This window comes from Microvirga sp. GCM10011540 (assembly GCF_042650665.1).
GTDB classification, from domain to species: domain Bacteria; phylum Pseudomonadota; class Alphaproteobacteria; order Rhizobiales; family Beijerinckiaceae; genus Microvirga; species Microvirga lenta.
The window spans coordinates 34,615-55,197 of sequence record NZ_JBHSBQ010000134.1 but is presented as its reverse complement, the minus strand read 5'-3'; the positions used below and the strand labels follow the sequence as shown (position 1 = coordinate 55,197).

At 67.4% G+C, this 20,583-nt stretch carries 18 protein-coding genes; 10 read left to right on the top strand and 8 right to left on the bottom strand.

Going from position 1 to position 20,583, the window contains the following annotated elements:
- Positions 1–232 precede the first annotated feature (232 nt).
- Positions 233–910, bottom strand: coding sequence for a haloacid dehalogenase type II (locus ACFOYU_RS20340; RefSeq protein WP_226741362.1), 678 nt, complete (start codon positions 908–910; stop codon positions 233–235).
- A 166-nt stretch (positions 911–1,076) separates the two neighbouring features.
- Here ACFOYU_RS20340 and ACFOYU_RS20335 point away from each other — a divergent pair, with 166 nt between their 5' ends.
- From ACFOYU_RS20335 to ACFOYU_RS20320, 4 genes are all read left to right on the top strand, one after another.
- The gene (locus ACFOYU_RS20335; RefSeq protein ID WP_226741361.1) at positions 1,077–1,952 is read left to right on the top strand and encodes a branched-chain amino acid aminotransferase; all 876 of its coding nucleotides are present in this window, start codon (positions 1,077–1,079) and stop codon (positions 1,950–1,952) included.
- A gap of 111 nt (positions 1,953–2,063) precedes the next feature.
- Positions 2,064–3,410: an esterase-like activity of phytase family protein gene (locus ACFOYU_RS20330; protein WP_377035018.1), complete on the top strand. Its 1,347-nt coding sequence runs from the start codon at positions 2,064–2,066 to the stop codon at positions 3,408–3,410.
- Positions 3,411–3,545: 135 nt separating this feature from the next.
- Complete coding sequence (locus ACFOYU_RS20325; RefSeq protein ID WP_377035017.1) at positions 3,546–4,265, top strand: DUF1194 domain-containing protein; 720 nt, start codon at positions 3,546–3,548, stop codon at positions 4,263–4,265.
- A gap of 65 nt (positions 4,266–4,330) precedes the next feature.
- Positions 4,331–5,509, top strand: coding sequence for an adenylate/guanylate cyclase domain-containing protein (locus ACFOYU_RS20320; protein ID WP_226741358.1), 1,179 nt, complete (start codon positions 4,331–4,333; stop codon positions 5,507–5,509).
- Here ACFOYU_RS20320 and murJ read toward each other — a convergent pair.
- Positions 5,490–7,016, bottom strand: a complete 1,527-nt coding sequence (gene murJ, locus ACFOYU_RS20315; protein WP_377035016.1) for a murein biosynthesis integral membrane protein MurJ — start codon at positions 7,014–7,016, stop codon at positions 5,490–5,492. The two genes, ACFOYU_RS20320 and murJ, sit on opposite strands and share 20 nt — an antisense overlap.
- 3 nt (positions 7,017–7,019) lie before the next feature.
- Positions 7,020–8,009 carry a glycosyltransferase family 2 protein gene (locus ACFOYU_RS20310; RefSeq protein ID WP_226741356.1) on the bottom strand — a complete coding sequence of 330 codons (990 nt, stop codon included), beginning with the start codon at positions 8,007–8,009 and terminating at the stop codon, positions 7,020–7,022.
- Between the two features lie 94 nt (positions 8,010–8,103).
- Here ACFOYU_RS20310 and ACFOYU_RS20305 point away from each other — a divergent pair, with 94 nt between their 5' ends.
- Together ACFOYU_RS20305 and ACFOYU_RS20300 are read left to right on the top strand one after the other, a co-directional pair.
- Positions 8,104–8,952, top strand: a complete 849-nt coding sequence (locus ACFOYU_RS20305; RefSeq protein WP_377035015.1) for a ChbG/HpnK family deacetylase — start codon at positions 8,104–8,106, stop codon at positions 8,950–8,952.
- Positions 8,953–8,986: 34 nt separating this feature from the next.
- Positions 8,987–9,787, top strand: a complete 801-nt coding sequence (locus ACFOYU_RS20300) for a M48 family metallopeptidase (protein ID WP_226741354.1) — start codon at positions 8,987–8,989, stop codon at positions 9,785–9,787.
- A 59-nt stretch (positions 9,788–9,846) separates the two neighbouring features.
- Here the strand turns inward: ACFOYU_RS20300 and ACFOYU_RS20295 are convergent, their stop codons facing one another.
- Positions 9,847–10,446 (bottom strand): superoxide dismutase, encoded by a 600-nt coding sequence (locus ACFOYU_RS20295; protein ID WP_226741353.1) that lies wholly within the window; start codon positions 10,444–10,446, stop codon positions 9,847–9,849.
- Positions 10,447–10,704: 258 nt separating this feature from the next.
- On the opposite strand from ACFOYU_RS20295, the gene ACFOYU_RS20290 reads away from it, so the two are divergent.
- Positions 10,705–11,712: a hypothetical protein gene (locus ACFOYU_RS20290; RefSeq protein ID WP_377035014.1), complete on the top strand. Its 1,008-nt coding sequence runs from the start codon at positions 10,705–10,707 to the stop codon at positions 11,710–11,712.
- Here ACFOYU_RS20290 and ACFOYU_RS20285 read toward each other — a convergent pair.
- Genes ACFOYU_RS20285 through ACFOYU_RS20275 form a run of 3 tightly spaced genes read right to left on the bottom strand, consistent with a single transcriptional unit; the run spans position 11,705 to position 16,852 of the window.
- Positions 11,705–12,259 carry a hydrolase gene (locus ACFOYU_RS20285; protein ID WP_226741351.1) on the bottom strand — a complete coding sequence of 185 codons (555 nt, stop codon included), beginning with the start codon at positions 12,257–12,259 and terminating at the stop codon, positions 11,705–11,707. The two genes, ACFOYU_RS20290 and ACFOYU_RS20285, sit on opposite strands and share 8 nt — an antisense overlap.
- 1 nt (position 12,260) lies before the next feature.
- Positions 12,261–14,717 (bottom strand): PAS domain-containing protein, encoded by a 2,457-nt coding sequence (locus ACFOYU_RS20280; protein ID WP_226741350.1) that lies wholly within the window; start codon positions 14,715–14,717, stop codon positions 12,261–12,263.
- A gap of 23 nt (positions 14,718–14,740) precedes the next feature.
- Positions 14,741–16,852: a S9 family peptidase gene (locus ACFOYU_RS20275; protein WP_377035013.1), complete on the bottom strand. Its 2,112-nt coding sequence runs from the start codon at positions 16,850–16,852 to the stop codon at positions 14,741–14,743.
- Positions 16,853–17,285: 433 nt separating this feature from the next.
- Here ACFOYU_RS20275 and ACFOYU_RS20270 point away from each other — a divergent pair, with 433 nt between their 5' ends.
- Complete coding sequence (locus tag ACFOYU_RS20270; RefSeq protein ID WP_226741348.1) at positions 17,286–17,714, top strand: MucR family transcriptional regulator; 429 nt, start codon at positions 17,286–17,288, stop codon at positions 17,712–17,714.
- 47 nt (positions 17,715–17,761) lie between these two features.
- Here the strand turns inward: ACFOYU_RS20270 and ftrA are convergent, their stop codons facing one another.
- Complete coding sequence (gene ftrA, locus ACFOYU_RS20265; protein ID WP_377035012.1) at positions 17,762–18,775, bottom strand: transcriptional regulator FtrA; 1,014 nt, start codon at positions 18,773–18,775, stop codon at positions 17,762–17,764.
- A 67-nt stretch (positions 18,776–18,842) separates the two neighbouring features.
- Here ftrA and ACFOYU_RS20260 point away from each other — a divergent pair, with 67 nt between their 5' ends.
- A complete protein-coding gene (locus ACFOYU_RS20260; RefSeq protein ID WP_377035011.1) occupies positions 18,843–19,277 on the top strand; it encodes a rhodanese-like domain-containing protein in 435 nt (144 codons plus the stop codon).
- Positions 19,278–19,453: 176 nt separating this feature from the next.
- Positions 19,454–20,419 carry a DUF6456 domain-containing protein gene (locus ACFOYU_RS20255; protein ID WP_377035010.1) on the top strand — a complete coding sequence of 322 codons (966 nt, stop codon included), beginning with the start codon at positions 19,454–19,456 and terminating at the stop codon, positions 20,417–20,419.
- Positions 20,420–20,583: the final 164 nt, after the last annotated feature.

The following is a 20,583-nucleotide window of genomic DNA, read 5'->3' as shown; positions in this document are numbered from 1 at the left end:
GGCTAGGGGCTTGGTTCGCGGGCACACCGCTCGCGCGAACGCGTCAGTCAGCATTCACAAGGCTCATGACGCTTCCAACAGGTGCATGATGGATTCGCCAGCAGTATCAAGGGGGAGGAGAGCAGGTTGGCGCCATCTGCATGAGCTTCGAACCGGCCGAAGCCTGTGGGGGAGGAGAGCCGGTCGGCGCTTCCGGCGCGAGCCTCTGACCACAATGGGTCAGGGATCGATCTCAGAGGAGCTTCTCGAGCGAGGAAACCACCGCCCGAGGGGCGAATTCCGTGTATTCGTCCGGCAGCCCGAAGCGGTTGATCCAGACCGGCGTGAGCCCGAAGGCGGCGGCGCCTGCGATGTCCCAGCGGTTGGACGATACGAAGACCACCTCCTGCGGCGACACCGACAGGGCGTCGCAGACGAGGTCGTAGGTGCGCGGGCTCGTCTTGAACACGCCCGCGGCTTCGACGGACAGCACCGGATCGAGCAGGCCGCGCAGACCCGCCGAGGAGACGGCCGCCTGCAGCATGGCCGGATCGCCGTTGGACAGGATGCCCGTGCCGAGGCCGCGCCCGCGCAGGGCCTCCAGGGTCCGGCGCACCTCGGGATAGGCATCGAGGCTGCGATAGGCGTCGAGCAGCAGCGGCCTCACCGTCGGGTCCACGCCCGGATGGCGGGCCAGCGCGTAATCGAGCGCCTTTTCCGTGAGCCGCCAGAACGGCTCGTAGCGTTCGGCGAGGGACAGAACCCAGGAATATTCGAGCTGCTTCGCCCGCCAGACCTCCGAAAGGCGCGCCGCATCCGGACCGACGCGGTCCGCATGGCGCGCGACGGCGGAATGAACGTCGAACAGGGTGCCGTAGGCATCGAAGACCACGGCTCGGGTTTGGGCGGGAATGATGGGGCGCAGCGGCATGGGGCAAGCTTGGCATCCGGCTCCGTCCGACGCAACCGAAGATCAATCAGCCTTCGTCATGCGTTTCATCACAAGTCTTTATGACCCATGAGCCAGCCAAATGATTGACGCGGGGGCGGGGAGGGGATTCGATAGCGTGACCCTCCGTTCGGTAAGGAAAACAAAAGTGGCTTGGTATTCGCAGACCTGGAACTGGTTCAACGGCGCATGGCATGAGGGCAATCCGCCGCTCATCGGGCCCCGTTCGCACGTCTCCTGGCTCGGCTCCTCCGTCTTCGACGGCGCGCGCGTGTTCGAGGGCGTCATGCCCGACATCGACCTGCACTGCGCCCGCGTGAACCGCTCCGCCCGCACCATCGGCCTCGAGCCGACCCTGTCCCCGGACGCCATCGTCGAGCTGGTCCGCGAGGGCGTGAAGAAGTTCGCGCCCGGCACGGCGCTCTACGTGAAGCCGATGTACTGGGGCGAGGCCGAGGGCATCGCCACCATCGCGCCCGATCCGGCCTCGACCCAGTTCTGCCTGTCGCTCTTCGAGGCGCCGATGCCGGTGCCGGGCGGCCTGTCCATCATGAAGTCGAGCTTCCGCCGCCCGACCCTGGAATCCATGCCGACCGATTCCAAGGCGGGTGCCCTCTATCCCAACAACGCCCGCGTGATCCGCGAGGCGCGGGAGAAGGGCTTCGACAACGCCCTCGTGTGCGATGCGCTCGGCAACGTGGCCGAGACCGGCACCTCCAACGTGTTCATGGCCAAGGACGGCACGGTCTACACGCCGTATCCGAACGGAACCTTCCTTAACGGCATCACCCGCCAGCGCGTGATCCAGCTCCTGCGCGACGACGGCGTGCCGGTGGTCGAGGCCACCCTGCGCTACGAGGATTTCGCGGCCGCCGACGAGATCTTCATCTCGGGCAACTATTCCAAGGTCATGCCGGTGCTGCGCATCGACTCCCGCGACCTCCAGCCGGGCCCGTTCTACCGCCGCGCCCGCGAGCTCTACTGGGCCTACGCCCACGGCAACAGCGCCAGCAAGGCGGCGTGAGGCTGGGGGATCATTCCCCAGCCTTAACAGAGTTGTCATCGATACGTTAACGGACAGACATCGAGCTCCTTCAAGAGACGGCCTCGCTTGAAGAAGCATGAAAGGTCTACGATGTCTGTCCGTCTCCTCTCGGCCCTGCCGCTGGCCGCACTGCTCGGAACGAGCGCCCTCGCGCAGCAGCAATTCCCGGTCTCTCTCGCCGGCCATGCCATCCTCCCGGCGCAGAGTTTCGTCGAGGCTCCCGCGGATGCGCCCGCCGACCTCAAGACGCCGGGCAAGTTCACGACCGGCAAGCGCGTCGACGCGCTCGGAACCGTGGAAGGCACGTCGGGGGATCGCCCGACGGGCGTGAAGGTGCCCTTCAAGGGCCAGCCCCTCCAGGGGCATTCCGGCATCAAGTCCGCCGGCGACGGCACCTTCTGGGTCCTCACCGACAACGGTTTCGGCTCGAAGGCCAATTCGCCCGACTCGATGCTGTATCTCAACCGCTACCGGATCGACTGGACGAGCGGATCGGCCGACCGCCTCGAGACCGTGTTCCTGCACGACCCGGACAAGAAGGTGCCGTTCCGGATCGCCAACGAGGCGACCGAGAAGCGCTATCTCACCGGCTCCGACTTCGACATCGAGAGCTTCCAGCCCATCGGGGACAAGATCTGGATCGCCGACGAGTTCGGACCCTTCCTGATCAAGGCCGACCGCTCCGGCAAGATCGAGGCCGTGTTCGAGACGTCGATCGACGGCAAACCCGCCCGCTCGCCCGACCATCCCTCCGTGACCACGCCCGCCGTTCCGACCGGGACGGTCAGCTTCAATGTCCGGCGCTCCAAGGGCTACGAGGGCATGGCGGCCTCGAAGGACGGAAAGTTCCTCTATGCGCTGCTCGAAGGCCCGGTCTGGGATGCCGAGAAGAAGCAGTGGGAGAACGTCGACGGGCGCGAATACCTGCGTATTCTCGAATTCGACGTGGCGAACGGGAAATGGACCGGCCGCCATTGGAAATACGTTCTGGATCAGAACGGCCTCGCCATCGGCGACTTCAACATGATCGACGCCACGACCGGCCTCATCATCGAGCGCGACAACGGCGAGGGAACGGCCGACAAGGCCTGCCCGCAGGGCCAGAAGCGGTCCGACTGCTTCCACGACGTGGCGAAGTTCAAGCGCATCGTGAAGGTCGAGCTGTCGGACGCCAACGCGAACGCGCCCGTCCGCAAGATCGGCTATGTCGATCTCATGCAGATCGCCGATCCGAACAAGAAGGCCCGCAAGCCGCTGAACGACACGATGCTCACCTTCCCGTTCTTCACCATCGAGAACGTGGACGTGGTCGACGACCGTCACATCATCGTCGGCAACGACAACAACCTTCCCTTCTCGTCGAGCCGCGAGCCCAACAAGGCGGACGACAACGAGTTCGTCCTGCTCGAGGTCGGCGACCTGCTGAAGGCCCGCTGACCGTCTCTCCCGGCCGGGAAGGGCTGAGGCCGGTCTCAACGAAGTTGTGATCCGCCCCCTTGGCCCTTCGCCGGAAGAACGCCCTAGATGGCTCCATCGTGTGTCCCTTTCATGGAACTGCGGTGGAGCCTTCCGATGCGCCTTGCACTGACCAGCCTGCTCGCTTTCGGCCTCGCGATGGGAGCGGCCCGCGCCGAATCCGTCGATCTCGAACTCGTCTTCGCGGCGGACGGCTCCGGCTCCATCGACGACGAGGAACTGCGCCTCCAGCGCAAGGGCTGGGCCGATGCGCTGACGAGCGAGGACGTGCTCAACGGGATCAGGAACGGCCCCCTCGGCGTCATCGCGGTCGCCTACATGGAATGGGGCGGGCCGAGTTCGCAGGTGCTCATCGTCGATTGGCACGTGATCCGCGACGCCGCGAGCGCCCAGGTCTTCGCCGACAAGCTCCTGAGCGCGCCCCGGGGCGCCTATGGCTACAATTCCATCTCCAACGCCATCGACTTCTCCGTCCGCCTCGTGGAAACGAACGCCCACGATGGCACCCGAAAGGTGATCGACGTGTCCGGCGACGGAGCGAACCGGGGCGGGCGCCCGCTGGAGGAGGCGCGGGCGGATGCGCTCGCCAAGGGCTTCACCATCAATGCCCTGGCGATCCGCCGTCCCGGCAGCGGCCGGCCGGGCGGGCCCGGCGGGATGCCGCTGGAGGATTATTACGGCCAGAACGTCATCGGCGGGCCGGGCTCCTTCGTGGAGATCGCGAACGAGACGCAGCCCTTCGCGGTCGCGGCGCGGCGCAAGCTCCTGACCGAGATCGCGGATACGGGCGGCGCGGCACGCCACGCGAGCCGGTAGTCCCGCTTTGCCGATCCGCCACGCTACGAGCGAACATTCCTTTGCGGAATGCTAGATTGCGTGCCATGACGAATCTCGAAAGCTGGATCATTCAACAGGGCCTGAGCGGCACAGGCGTCGCCCCGCTGCTCGCCGGGTTTGCCGAAGGACTCGCGGCGGAAGGCATTCCCGTGGCGCGGGCCTATCTCGCCCTGCCGACGGTCAATCCGACATTCCGCGTCTACAACCATGTCTGGACGCGCTCCGCCGGTCTGTCCGTCGAAGGCGTCTCCCATGAGCGCAACAACGACGCCTTCGAGGTCAGTCCCTTCGGCCATCTGCTCAGGATCGGGGAGATGAAGCGCCACTGGCGCTTCGACGGACCCGACGCGGAGGCTTTCGCCGTGTTCGAGGACGTCAGGCAGATAGGCGGCACGGATTATCTCGCCCGCCTGTTCAGCTTCGAGAATGCCGCGGCTCCCGATCTTCGCGGCTGCGCGGCGGCGCTCTCGTCCCACCGCGACGGCGGCTTCTCCCCGGAGGAGGTCGCGCGCATCGACGCCGTGCTGCCTCTGCTGGCGCTCGCCGCCTACCGCATGACCCTGTTCGACCTGACCGTCGGCATCCTCGACACCTATGTGGGCCTCTCCGCCGGCCGCCGCGTGCTGAGCGGCGAGATCCGGCGCGGCCTCGGCACCACCATCACGGCGGCGCTGATGTTCGCCGATCTGCGCGGCTTCAGCGCCCTTGCCGACGGGGGCGGGACGCAGCTCATCGAACGCCTCGACCGGCATCTCGAAGCCATGGCGGATCCCGTGGCCGAGCAGGGCGGCGAGGTGCTGAAATTCATGGGCGACGGGCTTCTCGCGGCTTTCCCCATCACCGAAGAGCAGCCCTCGGAGGCCGCCTGCGCCGCCGCCGTGCGCGCGGCCGAGGCGGCGCTGGCCCGCAACGACGCCGTCAACCGCCTCTACGAGGGCGAGACCGCGCTCCACCTCGACATCGCGCTCCATTGCGGCGACGTGTTCTACGGCAATATCGGCGCCGCCGGCCGTCTCGACTTCACGGTCATCGGCCCGGTGGTCAACGAGGCGAGCCGCATGGAGGCGCTGTGCCGGGAGCTCGACTGCGCGGTCGTCATGTCCGAGAGGATCGCGGATGCGAGCCCGCTGCCCGTGCGCCCCCTCGGCCGCCAGCGCCTGCGCGGGATCGCGGCCGAGCGGGAGCTGTTCACCCTGGCCTCGATCAGCGGCGCGAGAGCCTGACTCCCAGAACCTTCAGCGAGACGAGCAGCACCGCGCCGTAGACCAGCGCCCCACCCGTGCCGAGAAGGCCGAGGAGGATCTCGTTGCGCCACACGGACAGGGTGTCCGTCCAGGCCGAGAGCGGCGCGGGCGCGAGCCAGGCGAAGGCCGCCAGCACCACGCTCGCCGTGGCCACCGCCGCGAGCGTGCGGGCGAGCGCCCCGCTCGGCGCCATCCAGTCCCGGCGCCAGGCGAGGATGACGAGGAGGCAGAAATTCACCCAGATCCCGACGGCGGTGCCGAGCGCGAGCCCGACGACGCCGAAACGGTCCATGAGCAGGACCTTGGTGAGGATGTTGACCGCCACCGCCGAGAGGGAGGCGATGAGCGGCGTCACCGTGTCGGAGCGCGAGTAGAAGCTTGCGACCGCGGAGCGGATCAGCACCGCGGGCGGCAGCGCCAGCGCATAGGCGGCGAGCACCGCGCCGGAGCGCTCCGCCGCCGCTTCGTCGAAGGCGCCGCGCTGGAACAGGGCCGACATGATGAGTTCCGGCATAGCGACGAAGGCCACGAGGAAGGGCGCGGCGAGCGCCAGGGTCATGCCCATGGCCCGGTTCTGCGCGTTGTGGGCGGCGCCGACATCGCCCGCCGCGATGCGGCGGCTCATCTCGGGCAGGACCACGGTGCCGGCCGCGATGCCGATGACGCCCAGGGGAAGCTGGTAGAGCCGGTCGGCATAGTACAGGGACGCGACCGCGCCCGTGGGCAGGAAGGACGCGATGATCGTGTCCGCGAACATGGCGAGCTGCACGCCCGCCGAGCCGATCACGGCCGGGCCGAGGGTCTTGAAGAAGCGCTTCATGGCCGGGTCGAGCCGCGGCGCCTCCAGCCCCGGCGCGGCCTTGGCCCGCTTGGCCGCGAACCAGACCAGCAACAGCTCGAGCACGCCCGCGGCCGCCACGCCCCACGCGGCGGCATGGCCGGCGCTGGGGAACAGGAAGGCCACCCCCAGGGCCGCCACGATGGCGACGTTGAGCAGGACCGGCGCGGCGGCGGCGGCGGCGAACCGCTCATGGGCATTGAGGATGCCCGAAAGGATCGTCACCAGGGTGATGAAGAGCAGGTAGGGAAAGGTGATCCGGGTCAGGGTGACGGCAAGGTCGAACTTCGCCGGATCCTCGGTGAAGCCCGGCGCCAGCAGGGTCACGACCACCGGCATGCCGACGAAGGCGAGGACGAGCACGCCGATCTGCACGATCAGCATCAGGGTCGTGATGCGGCTCGCGAAGGAGCGGGCAGGGGCCGCGCCCTCGCTCTCCAGCACCTGGGCATAGGTCGGCAGGAATGCGCTGTTGAAGGCGCCCTCGCTGAAGATCGCCCGGAAGTGGTTCGGGATGCGCAGGGCGACCAGGAAGGCGTCCGCCACCAGGCCGACGCCCATCACGGCGGCGATCACCACGTCGCGAATGAAGCCGGTGAGGCGGGAGACGAGGGTCCAGCCGCCGACGGACAGGATTTTCCTGAACATCGGTCAGACCCGGCGCATCATCCGGGAGCCGTCCGGGACGAGGCCCGTCCCGACCTCCGCCGCGCCGCCGAGCCGCTCGGAGACCACGTAGAGCGGACGCCGCTTCACCTCCGCGAAGATGCGGCCGACATACTCGCCGATGATGCCGAGCGACATGAGCTGGATGCCGGAGAAGAACATGACCGAGACGATGAGGCTCGGGAAGCCCGGGAGGTCGGTGCCGAACAGCATGGTGCGCACCAGGAAGTAGACGGCCGTGGCGATGGCCAGGAACGAGATCAGGAAGCCGAGATAGGTCCAGATCCGCAAGGGGGCCGTGGAGAAGGCGGCGATGCCGTCGAAGGCGAAGCGAAAGAGTTTCCTGAAGCTCCACTTGGTGGCGCCGTGGAGGCGCTCCTCGACCACGAAGGGCACGCCCGTGCTCTTGAAGCCGATCCACGCATAGAGGCCCTTGGAGAACCGGGCCTTCTCGCCCAACGCCCGCAGCACGTCCACGCCCTTGCGGTCGATGAGGCGGAAGTCGCCCGCGCCGGGCGGCAGCTCGATTTCGCCGAAGCGGGCGAAGAGGCGGTAGAAGAGATGAGCGAAGCCCCGCTTGGCCCGGGTCTCGTCCGACCGGTCCGTGCGCTGGCCGTAGACCATGTCGTAGCCTTCCTTCCAGCGCTCCACGAAGGTTTCGATCATCTCCGGCGGGTGCTGAAGGTCCGCATCCGCGATGACCACCGCATCGCCGCGCGCATGGTCGAGCCCCGCCGCGATGGCGATCTCCTTGCCGAAGTTCCGGCTGAAGGAGACCGCGCCGATCCGGGGCTCCTTCAGGCTTTGGGCTCTGATCAGGTCCAGGGTGTCGTCCCGGCTGCCGTCGTCGACGAAGATGACCTCCCAGCGGGAGGTGATCCGGTTCAGGACCGGCAGCAGACGGCCGCACAAGGGCGCGATATTGGCGCTCTCGTTGTGGACGGGAATGATGACGCTGAGCTCGGGCGACGCCACGCGGTGATCCTTCGTTGTCGCGCGCATTGAGAGCCGAGTTTGCGGCTTTCCTCAAGAGTATTAGGGTGCGGCAAAGCCGAATTTGGGGATATCCATGGTCTCGAAGCGTTCCGTCGTGCTCTGCGCCGACGATTTCGGCCTGGCCGACGGGGTGAGCCGGGGCATCGCCGAGCTGGCGGAGGCCGGCCGCATCTCCGCGACCGGGGCCGTGACCAACATGCCGGGCTGGCGGCGCAACGCCCCTCTGCTGGAGCCCCTGAAGGGACGCATCGGAATCGGCCTGCACCTCAACCTCACGACGGGGAGGCCCCTCGGAGCCATGCCGCAGCTTGCCCCCGGCGGCGTGTTCCCGCCCTTGGGGACGTTGATGGCGAAGGCCTTGAGGCGGCGGGTGCCCGCCGACGAGGTGCGCGGCGAGATCGCACGGCAGCTCGACGCCTTCGTGGAACACCACGGGGAGCCTCCCGCCTTCGTGGACGGGCACCAGCATGTCCATGTGCTGCCGGTCGTCCGGCGGGCGCTGATCGAGGAGCTGACGGAGCGGGGATATGCCGGGCGCCTCTGGCTGCGGGACCCGTCGGACGGGCCGGCCGCGATCCTGCGCCGTCCCGTCGGGCGGAGGAAGGCTTTCGTGGTCCAGGCCCTGGCGGCAGGATTCGCCGGGGATGTCCGCGCCTCCGGCTTCGGGACGAACGAAGGCTTTTCCGGCTTCGCACCCCTCGATCTCTCCATTCCCGTCGACCGGATCTTCGCGGCGGCCTTCTCGCATCTGGGGCCGAAGCCCGTCGTCATGTGCCACCCGGGTTATGTGGACGACGAACTGCGCAGCCTCGATCCGGCTCTCGATAGTCGCCGGGAGGAGCGCGACTATCTGGGATCGGACGCGTTTCCCGCCCTGCTGGAAAAATGCGGAGCCCGGCTCTCGCCCCGTCCCGGCGGATAGAAACCAGTCACGGCCCAGGGAGTTTGTCGATACGATGTGCAACTGCGATTTTTCCTACCGCGCCTCCTCCCCGAAGAATGCGCTGTCGCGCCGCAAGGCCCTGCGCCTGATGGCCTGCGCCGCCGTTGCGCCCGCCCTGGCGGGCTGCGAGCGGATCGCCCCCTTCGTCGTCTCGGACGAGACGGTGGAGCAGCTCGGGCTGGAGACCTGGAGCCGGCTTCAGCAGCGGATGCCCGTCTCGCGCGATGCCGGGGCGCAGCGGCAGGTGGCCGAGATCGCGACCCGCCTGCTCGTCGCCGCCGGCGAGGATCCCCGCCGCTGGGAGGTGCAGGTCTTCGCCCAGCCGGAGGCGAACGCCTTCGTGCTGCCGGGACGGAAGATCGGCGTGCTCGAAGGCATGATCCGGGTGGCCGAGAACGAGAGCCAGCTCGCTGCCGTCATCGGCCATGAAATCGGGCATCTCCAGGCCGAGCATTCGCGGGAGCGGGTCTCCGGCGAGACGCTGCGGCAATGGGGGTTGCAGCTCATCAGCTTCCTGCTCCAGGTCAACGACGTCGCGTTCGCCCGCGAGATCGCGGCTTTGCTTGGCGTCGGCGTGGAGTTCGGCCTCGTCCGGCCCTATGGCCGGGCCCAGGAGCTGGAGGCCGACAGGCTCGGCCTGTTCACGATGGCCAAGGCCGGCTACGACCCGCGCGAGGCCGCCGAGCTCTGGCGGCGCATGGACGAGCGCGGGGGCGGCACCCCGGCGCTCCTCTCCACCCATCCGGCCCCGCAGGACCGCATCGAGGCCATCGAGGCGCTGATCCCGCAGGCCATCGAGGCCGCGAGGGCCTAGCGCATCGTGCAAAAGAAAACGGGCCCCGAAGGGCCCGTTCACGGTCGTGGGATCGTTCCTTACCGCGTCGCGGTCTCGAACATCTCCTCGACATGCTCCCAGTTCACCAGGTTGTCGAGGAAGGCCTTGAGGTAGTCGGGACGACGGTTGCGGTAGTCAATGTAGTAGGAATGCTCCCACACGTCGCAGCCCAGGATCGGCTGCGCGCCGTGCACGAGCGGGTTCTCGCCGTTCGGGGTCTTCATGACGGTGATCTTGCCGTCCTTAACCGCGAGCCAGGCCCAGCCGGAGCCGAACTGGCTGACGCCGGCCTGGATGAAGTCCTCCTTCATCTTGTCGACGGAGCCGAGATCCTCGACGATCTTCTTCTCGAGCTTGCCGGGCAGCGCGCCGCCGCCGTTGGGCTTCATCCACATCCAGAAGTGGATGTGGTTGTAGTGCTGGCCCGCATTGTTGAAGAGCGCCTGGTTCTTGCCGTAGGAGCCCTGGACGACCTCCTCGACGCTCTTGCCCTCGAACTCGGTGCCCTTCAGCAGATTGTTGCCGGTGTTCACGTAGGCGGCGTGATGCTTGTCGTGGTGGAACTCCAGCGTTTCCCGCGACATGTAGGGCTGCAGCGCGTCGTAGGCGTAGGGCAGTTCGGGCAGGGTGAAAGACATCGGCGTCTCCTTCGGGGTTGAGCGACCAGGGGATCGTCCAGGCGGAACGGTCCCTCTGCTTCTCGTGCCGCATTTTCCACGGCGAACCGGATCCACGTCGGAAAATGCTCTGGGGCTTAGTTAAAGCGCCGAAAGCCCAAGGGCAACGGCCAAGCTCCTGACTTTTTTCCCGTCAAGCTTTCCATGATATTGCCTTTGGCCTATAGGACCATAGCTTTGCCTTTGAATGTACATGACGTTGCGTAACATGGAGCCCGCATGATCATCGCCCTTTTCGCCCTAGCTGTCGCGATGATTGTAGGCGGATTGCTGGCGGCCTTTCTCGGCTGGGACATCGTTCTGGTCGAGCGCGGCTGGACCATGGTGATCGCCGGAAGCGTCTTTGCCGCGAGCGGTGCGCTGCTTCTGGGCATCGCGGCCGCGGTGTCCAAGCTGAGCCGGATCCAGGGCGAGCTGGCGCGCCTTCACGCCGACCTGAACGACGACGAGGCGGGAGCGTCCCTGCCGACAGCGCAACCCTCCCTTGCGCCGGCCGCCGCCGCAGGCGGGCTTTCGCTGGCGGCCTTGTCCGGCGGGCTGTTCGGCAGCCGGTCGGCGGAAGCCGCTCCGGAGCCCGAGCCGCGCACCGAGCAGCCGCCGCTGCCGCTCTTCCCCGAGGCGCCCGAAAGCAACCTGGACAGGGACCGGGACTTCGAGCCCGGGCCCGCCGCCGACAGCCGCGACGAGGCGCCGGCCGACCTGTTCCAGCCCATGGAGCCGCGCGTCTATCCCGAGGCCCCCCGCGAGCCCGAGCGTGTCGCCGAGGAGGAAGAGGCGCCCGAGGTGAGGGTGCCGGATTTCCTGATCGCCGACCGCTACCGCGAGACGGTCTACACCGAGATCGAGGATCCCGAGACCGACGAAACCCTCTATGCGCCCGGGCCCGACGAAGTCCGTTCCGAGGAAGAAGAGCAGCCGTCCGCGGCGCCCGAGGAGGAGGAAGAGCGGCGCGAGCCCCCCGGCTTCGACGAGACCGAGGAGCCGGCCACGGAGGCGGCGCCGGAAGAGGATGCCGCGGCCGACGAGGAGACCCGGGCCGACGCGGGAGATTCCGCCTCCACGATCGTCGGAACCTACAATTCCGGCGACAACCGCTACGTCATGTTCTCGGACGGCTCGATCGAGGCGCAGACGCCCCAGGGCGTGTTCCGGTTCAACTCCCTGGACGAGCTGAAGGAATTCATCGCGTCCGGCGGCGAGGGCGACCGCGGCTCCTCGGCTACTTGATGAGCGCCGACAGGGCGCGGAAATCGTCCGTGCCCGCCCGTTCGAGCCATTCGAACACCACCATCTCCGTCGTCACCCAGTGACAGCCCGCATGGAGCAGGCGCGCGCAGGCCGCGCTCACGCTGTGGCCGGAGCGGCTCGACACCGCGTCCCCCGTGACGAAGACGTCGAAGCCCGCGTTCTTCAGGCCCAGGGCGGTCTGCAGCACGCAGACATGAGCCTCCACGCCGCAGAGCACCACCTGATCGCGCCGCTCGGCGCGCAGGGCCATCATCCGCTCCATGGTGGCGGCATCGCCGGCGGCGGAAAAGTCCATCTTCGGCAGGACGACGGGATCGGCCGGGAGGGCCTCGGCGACGGCGGAGACCGTGGGGCCGAGGCCCTTGGGATATTGCTCGGTCACGGTGACGGGCACGCCGAGCCGGGCGGCGGCGGCGATCAGGACCCGCGCCCGCTTGACGACCTGGTCGCCGTCCAGGATCGCCGGCATGAGGCGCTCCTGCATGTCGACGACGACGAGATGCGAGCGGGCGGCATTCAGCAGCATGTCACTTGTCCGGATTGAAGAGCGGCGGGTCGCCGGGGATGGGCAGCACCATCGTAAACCGCAAACCGTCTTCCGGGAAATCCATGTTCACATCGGCCTGGAGCTGCGTGGCGAGAACCCGTTGCAGCAGGCGCGAGCCGAAGCCCTGGCGGGTCGGCATCGAGACGCGCGGACCGCCGCGCTCCGTCCAGGAGAAGCGAAGGATCGGCCGGTCGCCGCCGCGCACGACCTCCCATTTCACCTCCACCTGACCGCCGAAGGTCGAGAGGGCGCCATGCTTGGCCGCATTGGTGGTCAGTTCGTGGATCGCCATGCCGATGGGAACGGCCGCCTCGGAGGGCAGCTCGACGGACGGGCCCTCGACGACGACCCGGTTCCTCGCCTCGTCCTCGTAGGGGCCGAGCTCCGTCTGGACCAGCTCCTCCAGGGAGGCCTTCTGCCAGAGGTCTTCAGTGAGCAGGTTGTGCGTGCGGGCGAGCGACACGATGCGGCCGACGAAGCCCTGGTAGAAATCGTCGATGCTCGACGCGGTGCGCGCCGTCGAGCCCACGATGGCCTGCACGGTGGCGAGGGTGTTCTTGACCCGGTGGTGCAGCTCGCGGATCAAGAGCTGCTGGCGCTCCTCGGCGTGCTTGCGGTCCGTGATGTCCTGCACCACGCCGGTCATGCCGCTCAGGATGCCGAACTCGTTGAAGGTCGTCTGGCCCTGCGCCGCGACCCAGGCCCGGACCCCGTCGCTGGCGCGGGTGATCCGGTATTCCACGTCGTAGGGCGCCTGGGTGTCCATGGACCGCAGCATGGCCGCGGATGCCCGCTCCATGTCGGCCGGATGAAGCAGGTTGCGCAGGTCGGTCCAGGTCAGGGCGGTGCCGGGCTCCAGGCCGAAGATCTCGGCGGCGCGTTCCGACAGGGTCATGACGTCGCTGTCCATGTCCCAGTTCCAGTCGCCCATCTTCGCGGCCCGGAGCGCGATGCGAAGCTGCTCCTCGCTGCGGCGCAGGGCCTGCTCGGTCTCCTTGAGGTCGTGGATATCCACGCTCGTGCCGCACCAGCCCCTGAACTCCCCGCGGGCGTCGTGAACCGGCGCGGCCTGGATCATGTGCCAGCGATACTCGCCCTGGAGGGTGCGGTAGCGCATCTCGGTGGTGTGGGCCGACTGGCTCCGGCCCACCGGCTCCATCTCGGCGCGCACCCGGGCGAGGTCGTCCGGGTGGATCCAGTGCATCCAGCTGTCGCCGAGGGCGTCTTCCGCCGGAAGCCCGGAAAACTCGCGCCAGCGGTCGTTGGCATAGGTCAGGTGCAGGTTGGTGTCGATGATCCAGACGAGGGCCGGAAGCGACTCCGCGATCACGCGGAAGCGCGCCTCGCTCTCCCGCAGGGCGGCTTCCGCCCGGGCCCGCTCGACCGCGATCCAGGTGCGCTCGGCCACGTCCTCGATCAGCGCGAGTTCGTCGCTGGACCATTCGTGGGGCTCGGCCGCGTTCAGATAGAGCAGGGCCGTCAGGCGCTGGTTCTTGAGCAGGGGGATGGCGAGCGCGGTCCTGGCGTTCACCGCGTTGAAGACCCCCTGACGGGACAGGTTGGCCCGGTCGGGGTCGTTCTTCAGATCGTTGAACGAGAGCGTGCGCCCCTGCTTGAGCTCCGCCAGCATGTCGGGCAGGAAGTCCTGGAGGCGGTAGTGCCGCCCTTCGTTGCTGATCGCGCCCCTGGACCATTCCCGCTCCACGAGAATGAGCTCCCGGTTCTCGTCGACCTCTCCGTAGCCCGCGCAGTCGACCTTGAGGAAACGGCCCAGGGCGCGGGCGGTGGCCTCCATGATCTCGTAGGGGTCGTCGATGCCGCGAAGCTGGTCGTTCAGGCGCAGGAGGAATTCCTGGCGGCGCTGGGCGAGGTTGATCTCCTCCTTGGCCTTTTCACGCTCGGTGACGTCCTGGATGACGCCGAGGATGCGGATCGGGCGGCCGGCCTCGTAGATGGCGCCGCCCCGGACCAGAACCCGCCCGATCCGGCCGTCGGAGCGGATGATGCGGTGCTCGATGTTGAGGTCGGTCTTCGTGGCCAGGGCATAGGCGAGGGCCTGACTGCGCCGCTCCACGTCGCCCGGATGGATCATCCGCTCGTATTGCTCGTAGGTCAGGGTGTCGTCGGGCCCGACGCCGAGAATCGTCTTGCCGGCCTTGTCGATGACGAGCTCGTTCGTGGCGAGGTCGCGCTCCCAGGAGCCGAGCCTTCCCACGTCGAGCGACATCCGCAGGGTGCCGCGGCACCGGTCCAGCTCCGCTTCCGCGGCCTCCAGGCGGCTCCGCAGCTCGGCCATGCGGGCAGGATCGTCGCCCGCGGCGGGGGCGCCGTTCTTTGCATCCGGCAATTCGCGTTGCTTCTTCATGTACTCGTACTCGTACTCGCGGATGCTCTTAACGCGCGTCCCATCCTTCTCGTTGCCCCGATTTCCGGACATGACCCCTGGACATAGGGCCTCGATCAGTTCTGGAAACCTGCCACGGTTTTAATCGCGAATGTATAGGCGATTGCAACCTCCTCCAGCCTGTCGAACCGGCCGGAGGCGCCGCCATGGCCGGCATCCATGTTGAGCCTGAGCAGGATCGGGCCGCCGCCGGTCGCGGTGGAGCGAAGCTTCGCCACCCATTTGGCCGGTTCCCAATAGGTCACCCGCGGATCGGTGAGGCCCGCGAGCGCCAGGATGGCCGGATAGGCCTGGGGCTTCACATTGTCGTAAGGGGAGTAGGACAGGATCGTGCGGAAGGCGGCCTCGTCGGCGGCCGGGTTGCCCCATTCCGGCCATTCCGGCGGGGTGAGGGGGAGATCCGCGTCGAGCATGGTGTTGAGCACGTCCACGAACGGCACCTCGGCCACGATGCCAGCGAACAGGTCCGGCGCCAGATTGGCGACCGCGCCCATGAGCATGCCGCCCGCGCTGCCCCCATGGGCCACGATGCGCCCGCGCGCGGTGTAGCCCGCCGCGATCAGCGCCTCGCCGCAGGCGATGAAGTCCGTGAAGGTGTTCGTCTTCTTCTCGCGCTTGCCGTCGAGATACCAGCGCCAGCCCTTCTCCGTGCCGCCGCGGATATGGGCAATGGCATAGACGAAGCCGCGATCGACCAGCGAGAGGATGCCCGTGCGGAAGCTCGCCGACATGGACATGCCGTAGGAGCCGTAGCCGTAGAGCAGGCAGGGCGCCGTTCCGTCGAGGGCGATCTCGCGCCGGTGGACGATGGAGATCGGAACCTGCTCGCCGTCGGGCGCGGTCGCGAACAGGCGGCGCGTCACATAATCGGCGGGGTTGTGCCCGCTCGGCACTTCCTGCCGCTTCCGCAGGGTCCGCTCCGCCGTGCGCAGGTCGTAGTCGTAGACTTCCGTCGGCGTGGTGAGGGACGAGTAGCGGTAGCGGATCGTGTCGGTATCGAATTCATAGCCGGGATCGACCCCGAGGGAATAGGTGTCCTCCTCGAAGGCGATGGTCTCCTCGCGGCCGGTCGCGATCTCGCGCAGGACGATGCGGGGATTGGCGTTCTCCCGCTCGAGGCGTACGAGATAGCGCGCGAGCGCCATGACGAAGAGGATCATCACGCCCGGCCGGTAGGGAACGAGGTCGCGCCAATGGGCGCGCCCGGGCGTCGTGACCGGCGCCGTGACGATCTTGAAGTCCTCGGCCCCGTCCGCATTGGTCAGGATGATCAGGCTGTCGCCGTGATGCTCCACGTCGTATTGCAGCTTCGGCGTGCGCGGCTCGACCAGGCGCGGCGTCGCCGTCGGGTCGGTCCTGTCGATGAGATAGACCTCCGACGTCTCGTGGTCGCTCGCCTCGATCAGCACGAAGGCGTCGGACTGCGTCACGCCGAGCTTGACGAAGAAGCCGGGGTCCTTCTCCTCGTAGATCACCGCGTCCTGATCGGCCGGCGTGCCGAGCATGTGGCGCCTGACGCGTACGGGACGGTGGTTCTCGTCGAGTTCGACATAGTAGAAGCCCGACGAGTCGTTGAGCCAGACGGCGCCGCCGGAGGTGTGGGGCACTTCGTCGGCGAAATTCTCGCCGCTCTCAAGATCTCGCACGCGCAGGGTGAAGTATTCGGAGCCCTTGACGTCGGAGCCCCAGACCATCAGGCGGTGGTCGGGAGAGTGATCCGCGCCGCCGAGGTCGAAGAAGGCGTGGCCGTCCGCCTCCTTGTCCCCGTCGAGCATGATCGTCTCCGCGCCGCCGTCGCGCGGCATGCGGCAGACGAGGGGATGCTGTCCGCCCTCGCGGTAGCGGGTGAAGTAGGAATAGGGCCCGTCCGGCTGAGGCACGGAGGAATCGTCCTCCTTGATGCGGCCGCGCATTTCCGCAACGAGACGCTGCTGGAACGCCTCCGTGCCCGCGAAGGCCGCCGCCGTGTAGGCGTTCTCCCGTTCCAGGTATTCGCGAATCGACGAATCGAGCGCCTGCGGGTTCTTGAGCACGTCCTTCCAGTTTTCAGCCTTCAGCCAGGCATAATCGTCCCGGATCCGCTCGCCATGAAGCTCGAAGACATGGGGTTTCGCCGGGGCGGCGGGGGCGGGCGGAAGCACAGGAGAAGGAAGGCGCTCGAGCTTCATGAAACCATCCAGATCGTGACGTTAAGGAATACGGGACCGGCACCCATATATAACACCGATTAACCGGTGACAGTCCCGCCCGATGCTGCGAAGCGGGCGAAGGAACGGAAGAGAACGATAAATAGCTACTTCTTCTGGTCCGGATGCCGGACATGAGCTTAGCCAGCACGTGACCTATGGTTAAAAGCAGGAGCTGTAAACAAGCGGTCTTTATTGCGTTCACGAAGATGATACAGAGTTTTCCAAAGTTTTCCTTTTGAACATCTTGTAATCCGGTGAATTTTGCCATACCTGAGCGGTCAGGCACGTTTTATGCGTGATTACAGTGCGGTTCGATGATGAGGCAAGCATAGCCTCGGAAAAGACTGCTCAAAATATGGGCTTAAAAGCTTTTTTGAGTTGTTCTAAAGAACCGGAAAGGAACAAAATCAAAATGAGCGACAACATCGCTACATCGAACTATATCGAGCTGGCGGCAGACATCGTTTCGGCTTACGTGAGCAACAACTCCGTTCCGTCGGGCGAACTCCCGAACCTGATCAACGATATCCATTCGGCTCTTCTGCGTGTCGGGGGCGGCGCGATCGAGGTGCCGGCCGAGGCTCCGAAGCCCGCCGTTCCGGTGAAGAAGTCCGTCACTCCGGACTACATCGTCTGCCTGGAGGACGGTAAGAAGTTCAAGTCGTTGAAGCGTCACCTGCGGACGCAGTACAACATGACTCCTGAGCAGTACCGCGAGAAGTGGGGCCTGCCCGTCGATTACCCGATGGTCGCTCCCAACTACGCGAAGGCCCGCTCGGAGCTCGCGAAGGAAATGGGTCTCGGTCAGCAGCGCCGCAAGCGCCGCTCCTCCCGCGGCTGATCCTTAACGAATACTTTAAATCAGCCGCCCCACGGGCGGCTTTTTTGTTATGCGGGCCGTGCGGCGTCCGCATCGCCGCCGTTGTTGCGCGCAAACCTGATCCGGTAGGCGGCCGGGCTCGTGCCCAGGCGGGCGCGGAAGTGGTGGCGCAGGGCCGCCGCCGAGCCGAAGCCCGATGCCGCTGCTATGGCGTCGATGGAATGCGTCGTCGTCTCCAGCAACTCGCGGGCGCGCAGGAGCCGCGCCGTCAGCAGCCACTCCCCCGGCGGCATTCCCGTCGCCGCCTTGAAGCGCCGCAGGAAGGTGCGAAGGCTCATGCCGGCCTCGACGGCGAGCTCCGCCACCGGCTGCTCCTCGGTCAGGCGCGAGCGCATGCGGTCGAAGAGCGGTCCGAAGCGCACGCCCTCCCGGGCCGGCGGCACCGGGCGCTCGACGAACTGGGCCTGTCCGCCCTCCCGGTGCGGCGGCACAACGAGACGCCGCGCGATGCGGTTGGCGATCTCGGGTCCGAAATCGTGGCGCACCACGTGCAGGCACAGATCGATGCCCGCCGCACTGCCGGCGGAGGTGAGCACGCTGCCTTCATCCACGTAAAGAACGTTCGGCTCCACCTGGATGTCGGGATAGGCGGCGGAAAGCTGCTCCGCGTAATGCCAGTGGGTCGTCGCCTTCTTGCCGGAGAGCAGACCCGCGGCCGCGAGAACGAAGACACCCGAGCAGATCGACATCAGCCGCGCGCCGCGCGCATGGGCCCGCCTGAGGCTCTCGATCAGCGCGGGCGGAACGGGCTCCGCCATGGCGCCGCGCCACCCCGGGATGACGATGGTGCCCGCATCCTCCAGCAGCTCCAGCCCGCCATCGGCGATGACATGGAAGCCGCCCGTGGCCCGCAGCGGGCCCGGCTCGATGGCGCAGACCGCGAAGCGATACCAGTCCGGTCCCATCTCGGGGCGCGGCAGGCCGAACACTTCCGTGGCGATGCCGAATTCGAAAGTGCACAGCCGGTCATAGGCGAGGGCGACGACGAGACGGTTTGGCATGATTTGAACGCTTGTTGGCATGAGTGCCGCTTTTCACCTTAGCTCCGGCGCGGAAATCTGGCAGCGGCTTTTCCACAGGGAGATTGCAATGCCAGTCAGTTCCGTCGCCACCGTCGTCGCGGCCTCACCCGCCCAGGCCGCCGAGCATTTCGCGCGCCGTCTTTCCCTGGAGACCGACTGCGCCGACGTGCATGACGCCATGCAGAGCGGCACGGTCGATTTCGTGCTGCTCGACGTGCGCGGCCCGAACGCCTATCTGCGCGGGCACGTGCCGGGCGCGATCAACCTTCCGCACCGGCAGATCACGGCGGAGACGCTGGCGGCATGGCCGCGCGACGCGCTCTTCGTCGTCTATTGCGCCGGTCCCCACTGCAACGGCGCCGACCGCGCGGCCTTAAAGCTGGCGACCCTCGGCCGCTCCGTCAAACTCATGCTGGGCGGCATGACGGGCTGGGCCGACGAGGGCTTCGCCTTCGCCCATGGCAGCGAACCCGGAACGCCCTCGGCCACCACCGCCGCATGAGAATCGGACGCCCTTCGCCGAGCGGCAAGGGCGCGTTCGTTTTCCGGCACGGTTCGGGAGGGAGTTATCCTCGCTATTAACACCGCCCATGAATCGCCGTTGACAGGTAGGAATGATGGCCCACTATCAAGGGCGGAGGGACTCGTCCCTCCGTTTAGTTATTTTAGGAACAAATCATGAACAAAAAAGGCGATTGCTCAGACGAGACGATTTCGAAGAAGCCCGATCCCGCCGCCGGGCGGAGCCGCCGGGCGGGCCGGAGGCGCGACGGCGAGGGACGGGCGAGGGAGCCTTCCAACCTGCGCCGCAACGACCTGCTGGCGAAGGAGGCGCAGCGCCTGCTGAGCGCCCTCGGGCTGCCGGAGGCGCGGGTTCTGCTCGACCCCACCGACGACAAGGACGTGATCCTCCAGCGCAGGAGGGCAGGGGTCTCCGTGGGGGCGGGCCGGTTCTCCCGCGCGGCGGCCGATGCCCTGCAGCGGCACGATCTCGCCTGCTGGGAGAAGGCGAAGACTGGGCAGACGACCCTGTGCCTGACCGAAGCGGGACGCGCGCATCTGCGCCGCGCCGAGGCGCCGGAGCCGGACGCCGCCTTCTTCCATCAGCACCGGGAGACGGCGCTGGTCGCCATGGAGACGGAAGCCGGGATGCAGCGGGTGCGGGTCGACACGGACGAGAGCCCCCTCGACTGGCTGCACCGCCGCAAGGGCCGCGACGGGCAGCCGCTGATCGACGAGGCGTCGTATCAGGCGGGCGAGCGCCTGCGGACCGACATCATGCTGGCCGGGATGCTGCCGAGCGTGACGGCGCGCTGGGATGCGATGCCCCGCAGCGGCGGTCCGTCCTCGCCCTCCGATGCCTCGGACCGCATGGTGGCGGCGCGCCAGCGGATCCGGCACGCCTTCGACGCGGTCGGCGCCGATTTCGCCGACCTGCTCATGGATCTCTGCGGGTTCCTCAAGGGGCTGGAGGTGATCGAGCGCGAACGGCACTGGCCGCCGCGCTCGGCCAAGATCGTGCTGCGCATGGCGCTGGCGCGGCTCGCCGAGCATTACGGCATCGAGGCCGCCGCGCAGGGCCCCGCCGCATCGCGGGGCATCCGCACCTGGAAGGCGGTGGTGATCGAGGGCGGGCGGACCTGACCTCAAAGTCTGGCCCATAAAGGCGCGGCGCGATTTCCCTCCCCCTTGTGGGGAGGGTTAGGGTGGGGGTGTGAGCGATAGCCTATGAAGGTGTGGCGCCCACACCCCCACCTCCAACTCCTCCCCACAAGGGGGAGGAGAGCAACGCGGCGCTTTCGGCGAGG

Bases quoted from the DNA above. Each gene is read 5' to 3' on its own strand.
- ACFOYU_RS20340 (WP_226741362.1), bottom strand. From the start codon at position 910: ATGCCGCTGCGCCCCATCATTCCCGCCCAAACCCGAGCCGTGGTCTTC.
- ACFOYU_RS20330 (WP_377035018.1), top strand. From the start codon at position 2,064: ATGTCTGTCCGTCTCCTCTCGGCCCTGCCGCTGGCCGCACTGCTCGGA.
- ACFOYU_RS20325 (WP_377035017.1), top strand. From the start codon at position 3,546: ATGCGCCTTGCACTGACCAGCCTGCTCGCTTTCGGCCTCGCGATGGGA.
- ACFOYU_RS20320 (WP_226741358.1), top strand. From the start codon at position 4,331: ATGACGAATCTCGAAAGCTGGATCATTCAACAGGGCCTGAGCGGCACA.
- murJ (WP_377035016.1), bottom strand. From the start codon at position 7,016: ATGTTCAGGAAAATCCTGTCCGTCGGCGGCTGGACCCTCGTCTCCCGC.
- ACFOYU_RS20305 (WP_377035015.1), top strand. From the start codon at position 8,104: ATGGTCTCGAAGCGTTCCGTCGTGCTCTGCGCCGACGATTTCGGCCTG.
- ACFOYU_RS20300 (WP_226741354.1), top strand. From the start codon at position 8,987: ATGTGCAACTGCGATTTTTCCTACCGCGCCTCCTCCCCGAAGAATGCG.
- ACFOYU_RS20295 (WP_226741353.1), bottom strand. From the start codon at position 10,446: ATGTCTTTCACCCTGCCCGAACTGCCCTACGCCTACGACGCGCTGCAG.
- ACFOYU_RS20290 (WP_377035014.1), top strand. From the start codon at position 10,705: ATGATCATCGCCCTTTTCGCCCTAGCTGTCGCGATGATTGTAGGCGGA.
- ACFOYU_RS20285 (WP_226741351.1), bottom strand. From the start codon at position 12,259: ATGCTGCTGAATGCCGCCCGCTCGCATCTCGTCGTCGTCGACATGCAG.
- ACFOYU_RS20280 (WP_226741350.1), bottom strand. From the start codon at position 14,717: ATGTCCGGAAATCGGGGCAACGAGAAGGATGGGACGCGCGTTAAGAGC.
- ACFOYU_RS20275 (WP_377035013.1), bottom strand. From the start codon at position 16,852: ATGAAGCTCGAGCGCCTTCCTTCTCCTGTGCTTCCGCCCGCCCCCGCC.
- ACFOYU_RS20270 (WP_226741348.1), top strand. From the start codon at position 17,286: ATGAGCGACAACATCGCTACATCGAACTATATCGAGCTGGCGGCAGAC.
- ftrA (WP_377035012.1), bottom strand. From the start codon at position 18,775: ATGCCAACAAGCGTTCAAATCATGCCAAACCGTCTCGTCGTCGCCCTC.
- ACFOYU_RS20260 (WP_377035011.1), top strand. From the start codon at position 18,843: ATGCCAGTCAGTTCCGTCGCCACCGTCGTCGCGGCCTCACCCGCCCAG.
- ACFOYU_RS20255 (WP_377035010.1), top strand. From the start codon at position 19,454: ATGAACAAAAAAGGCGATTGCTCAGACGAGACGATTTCGAAGAAGCCC.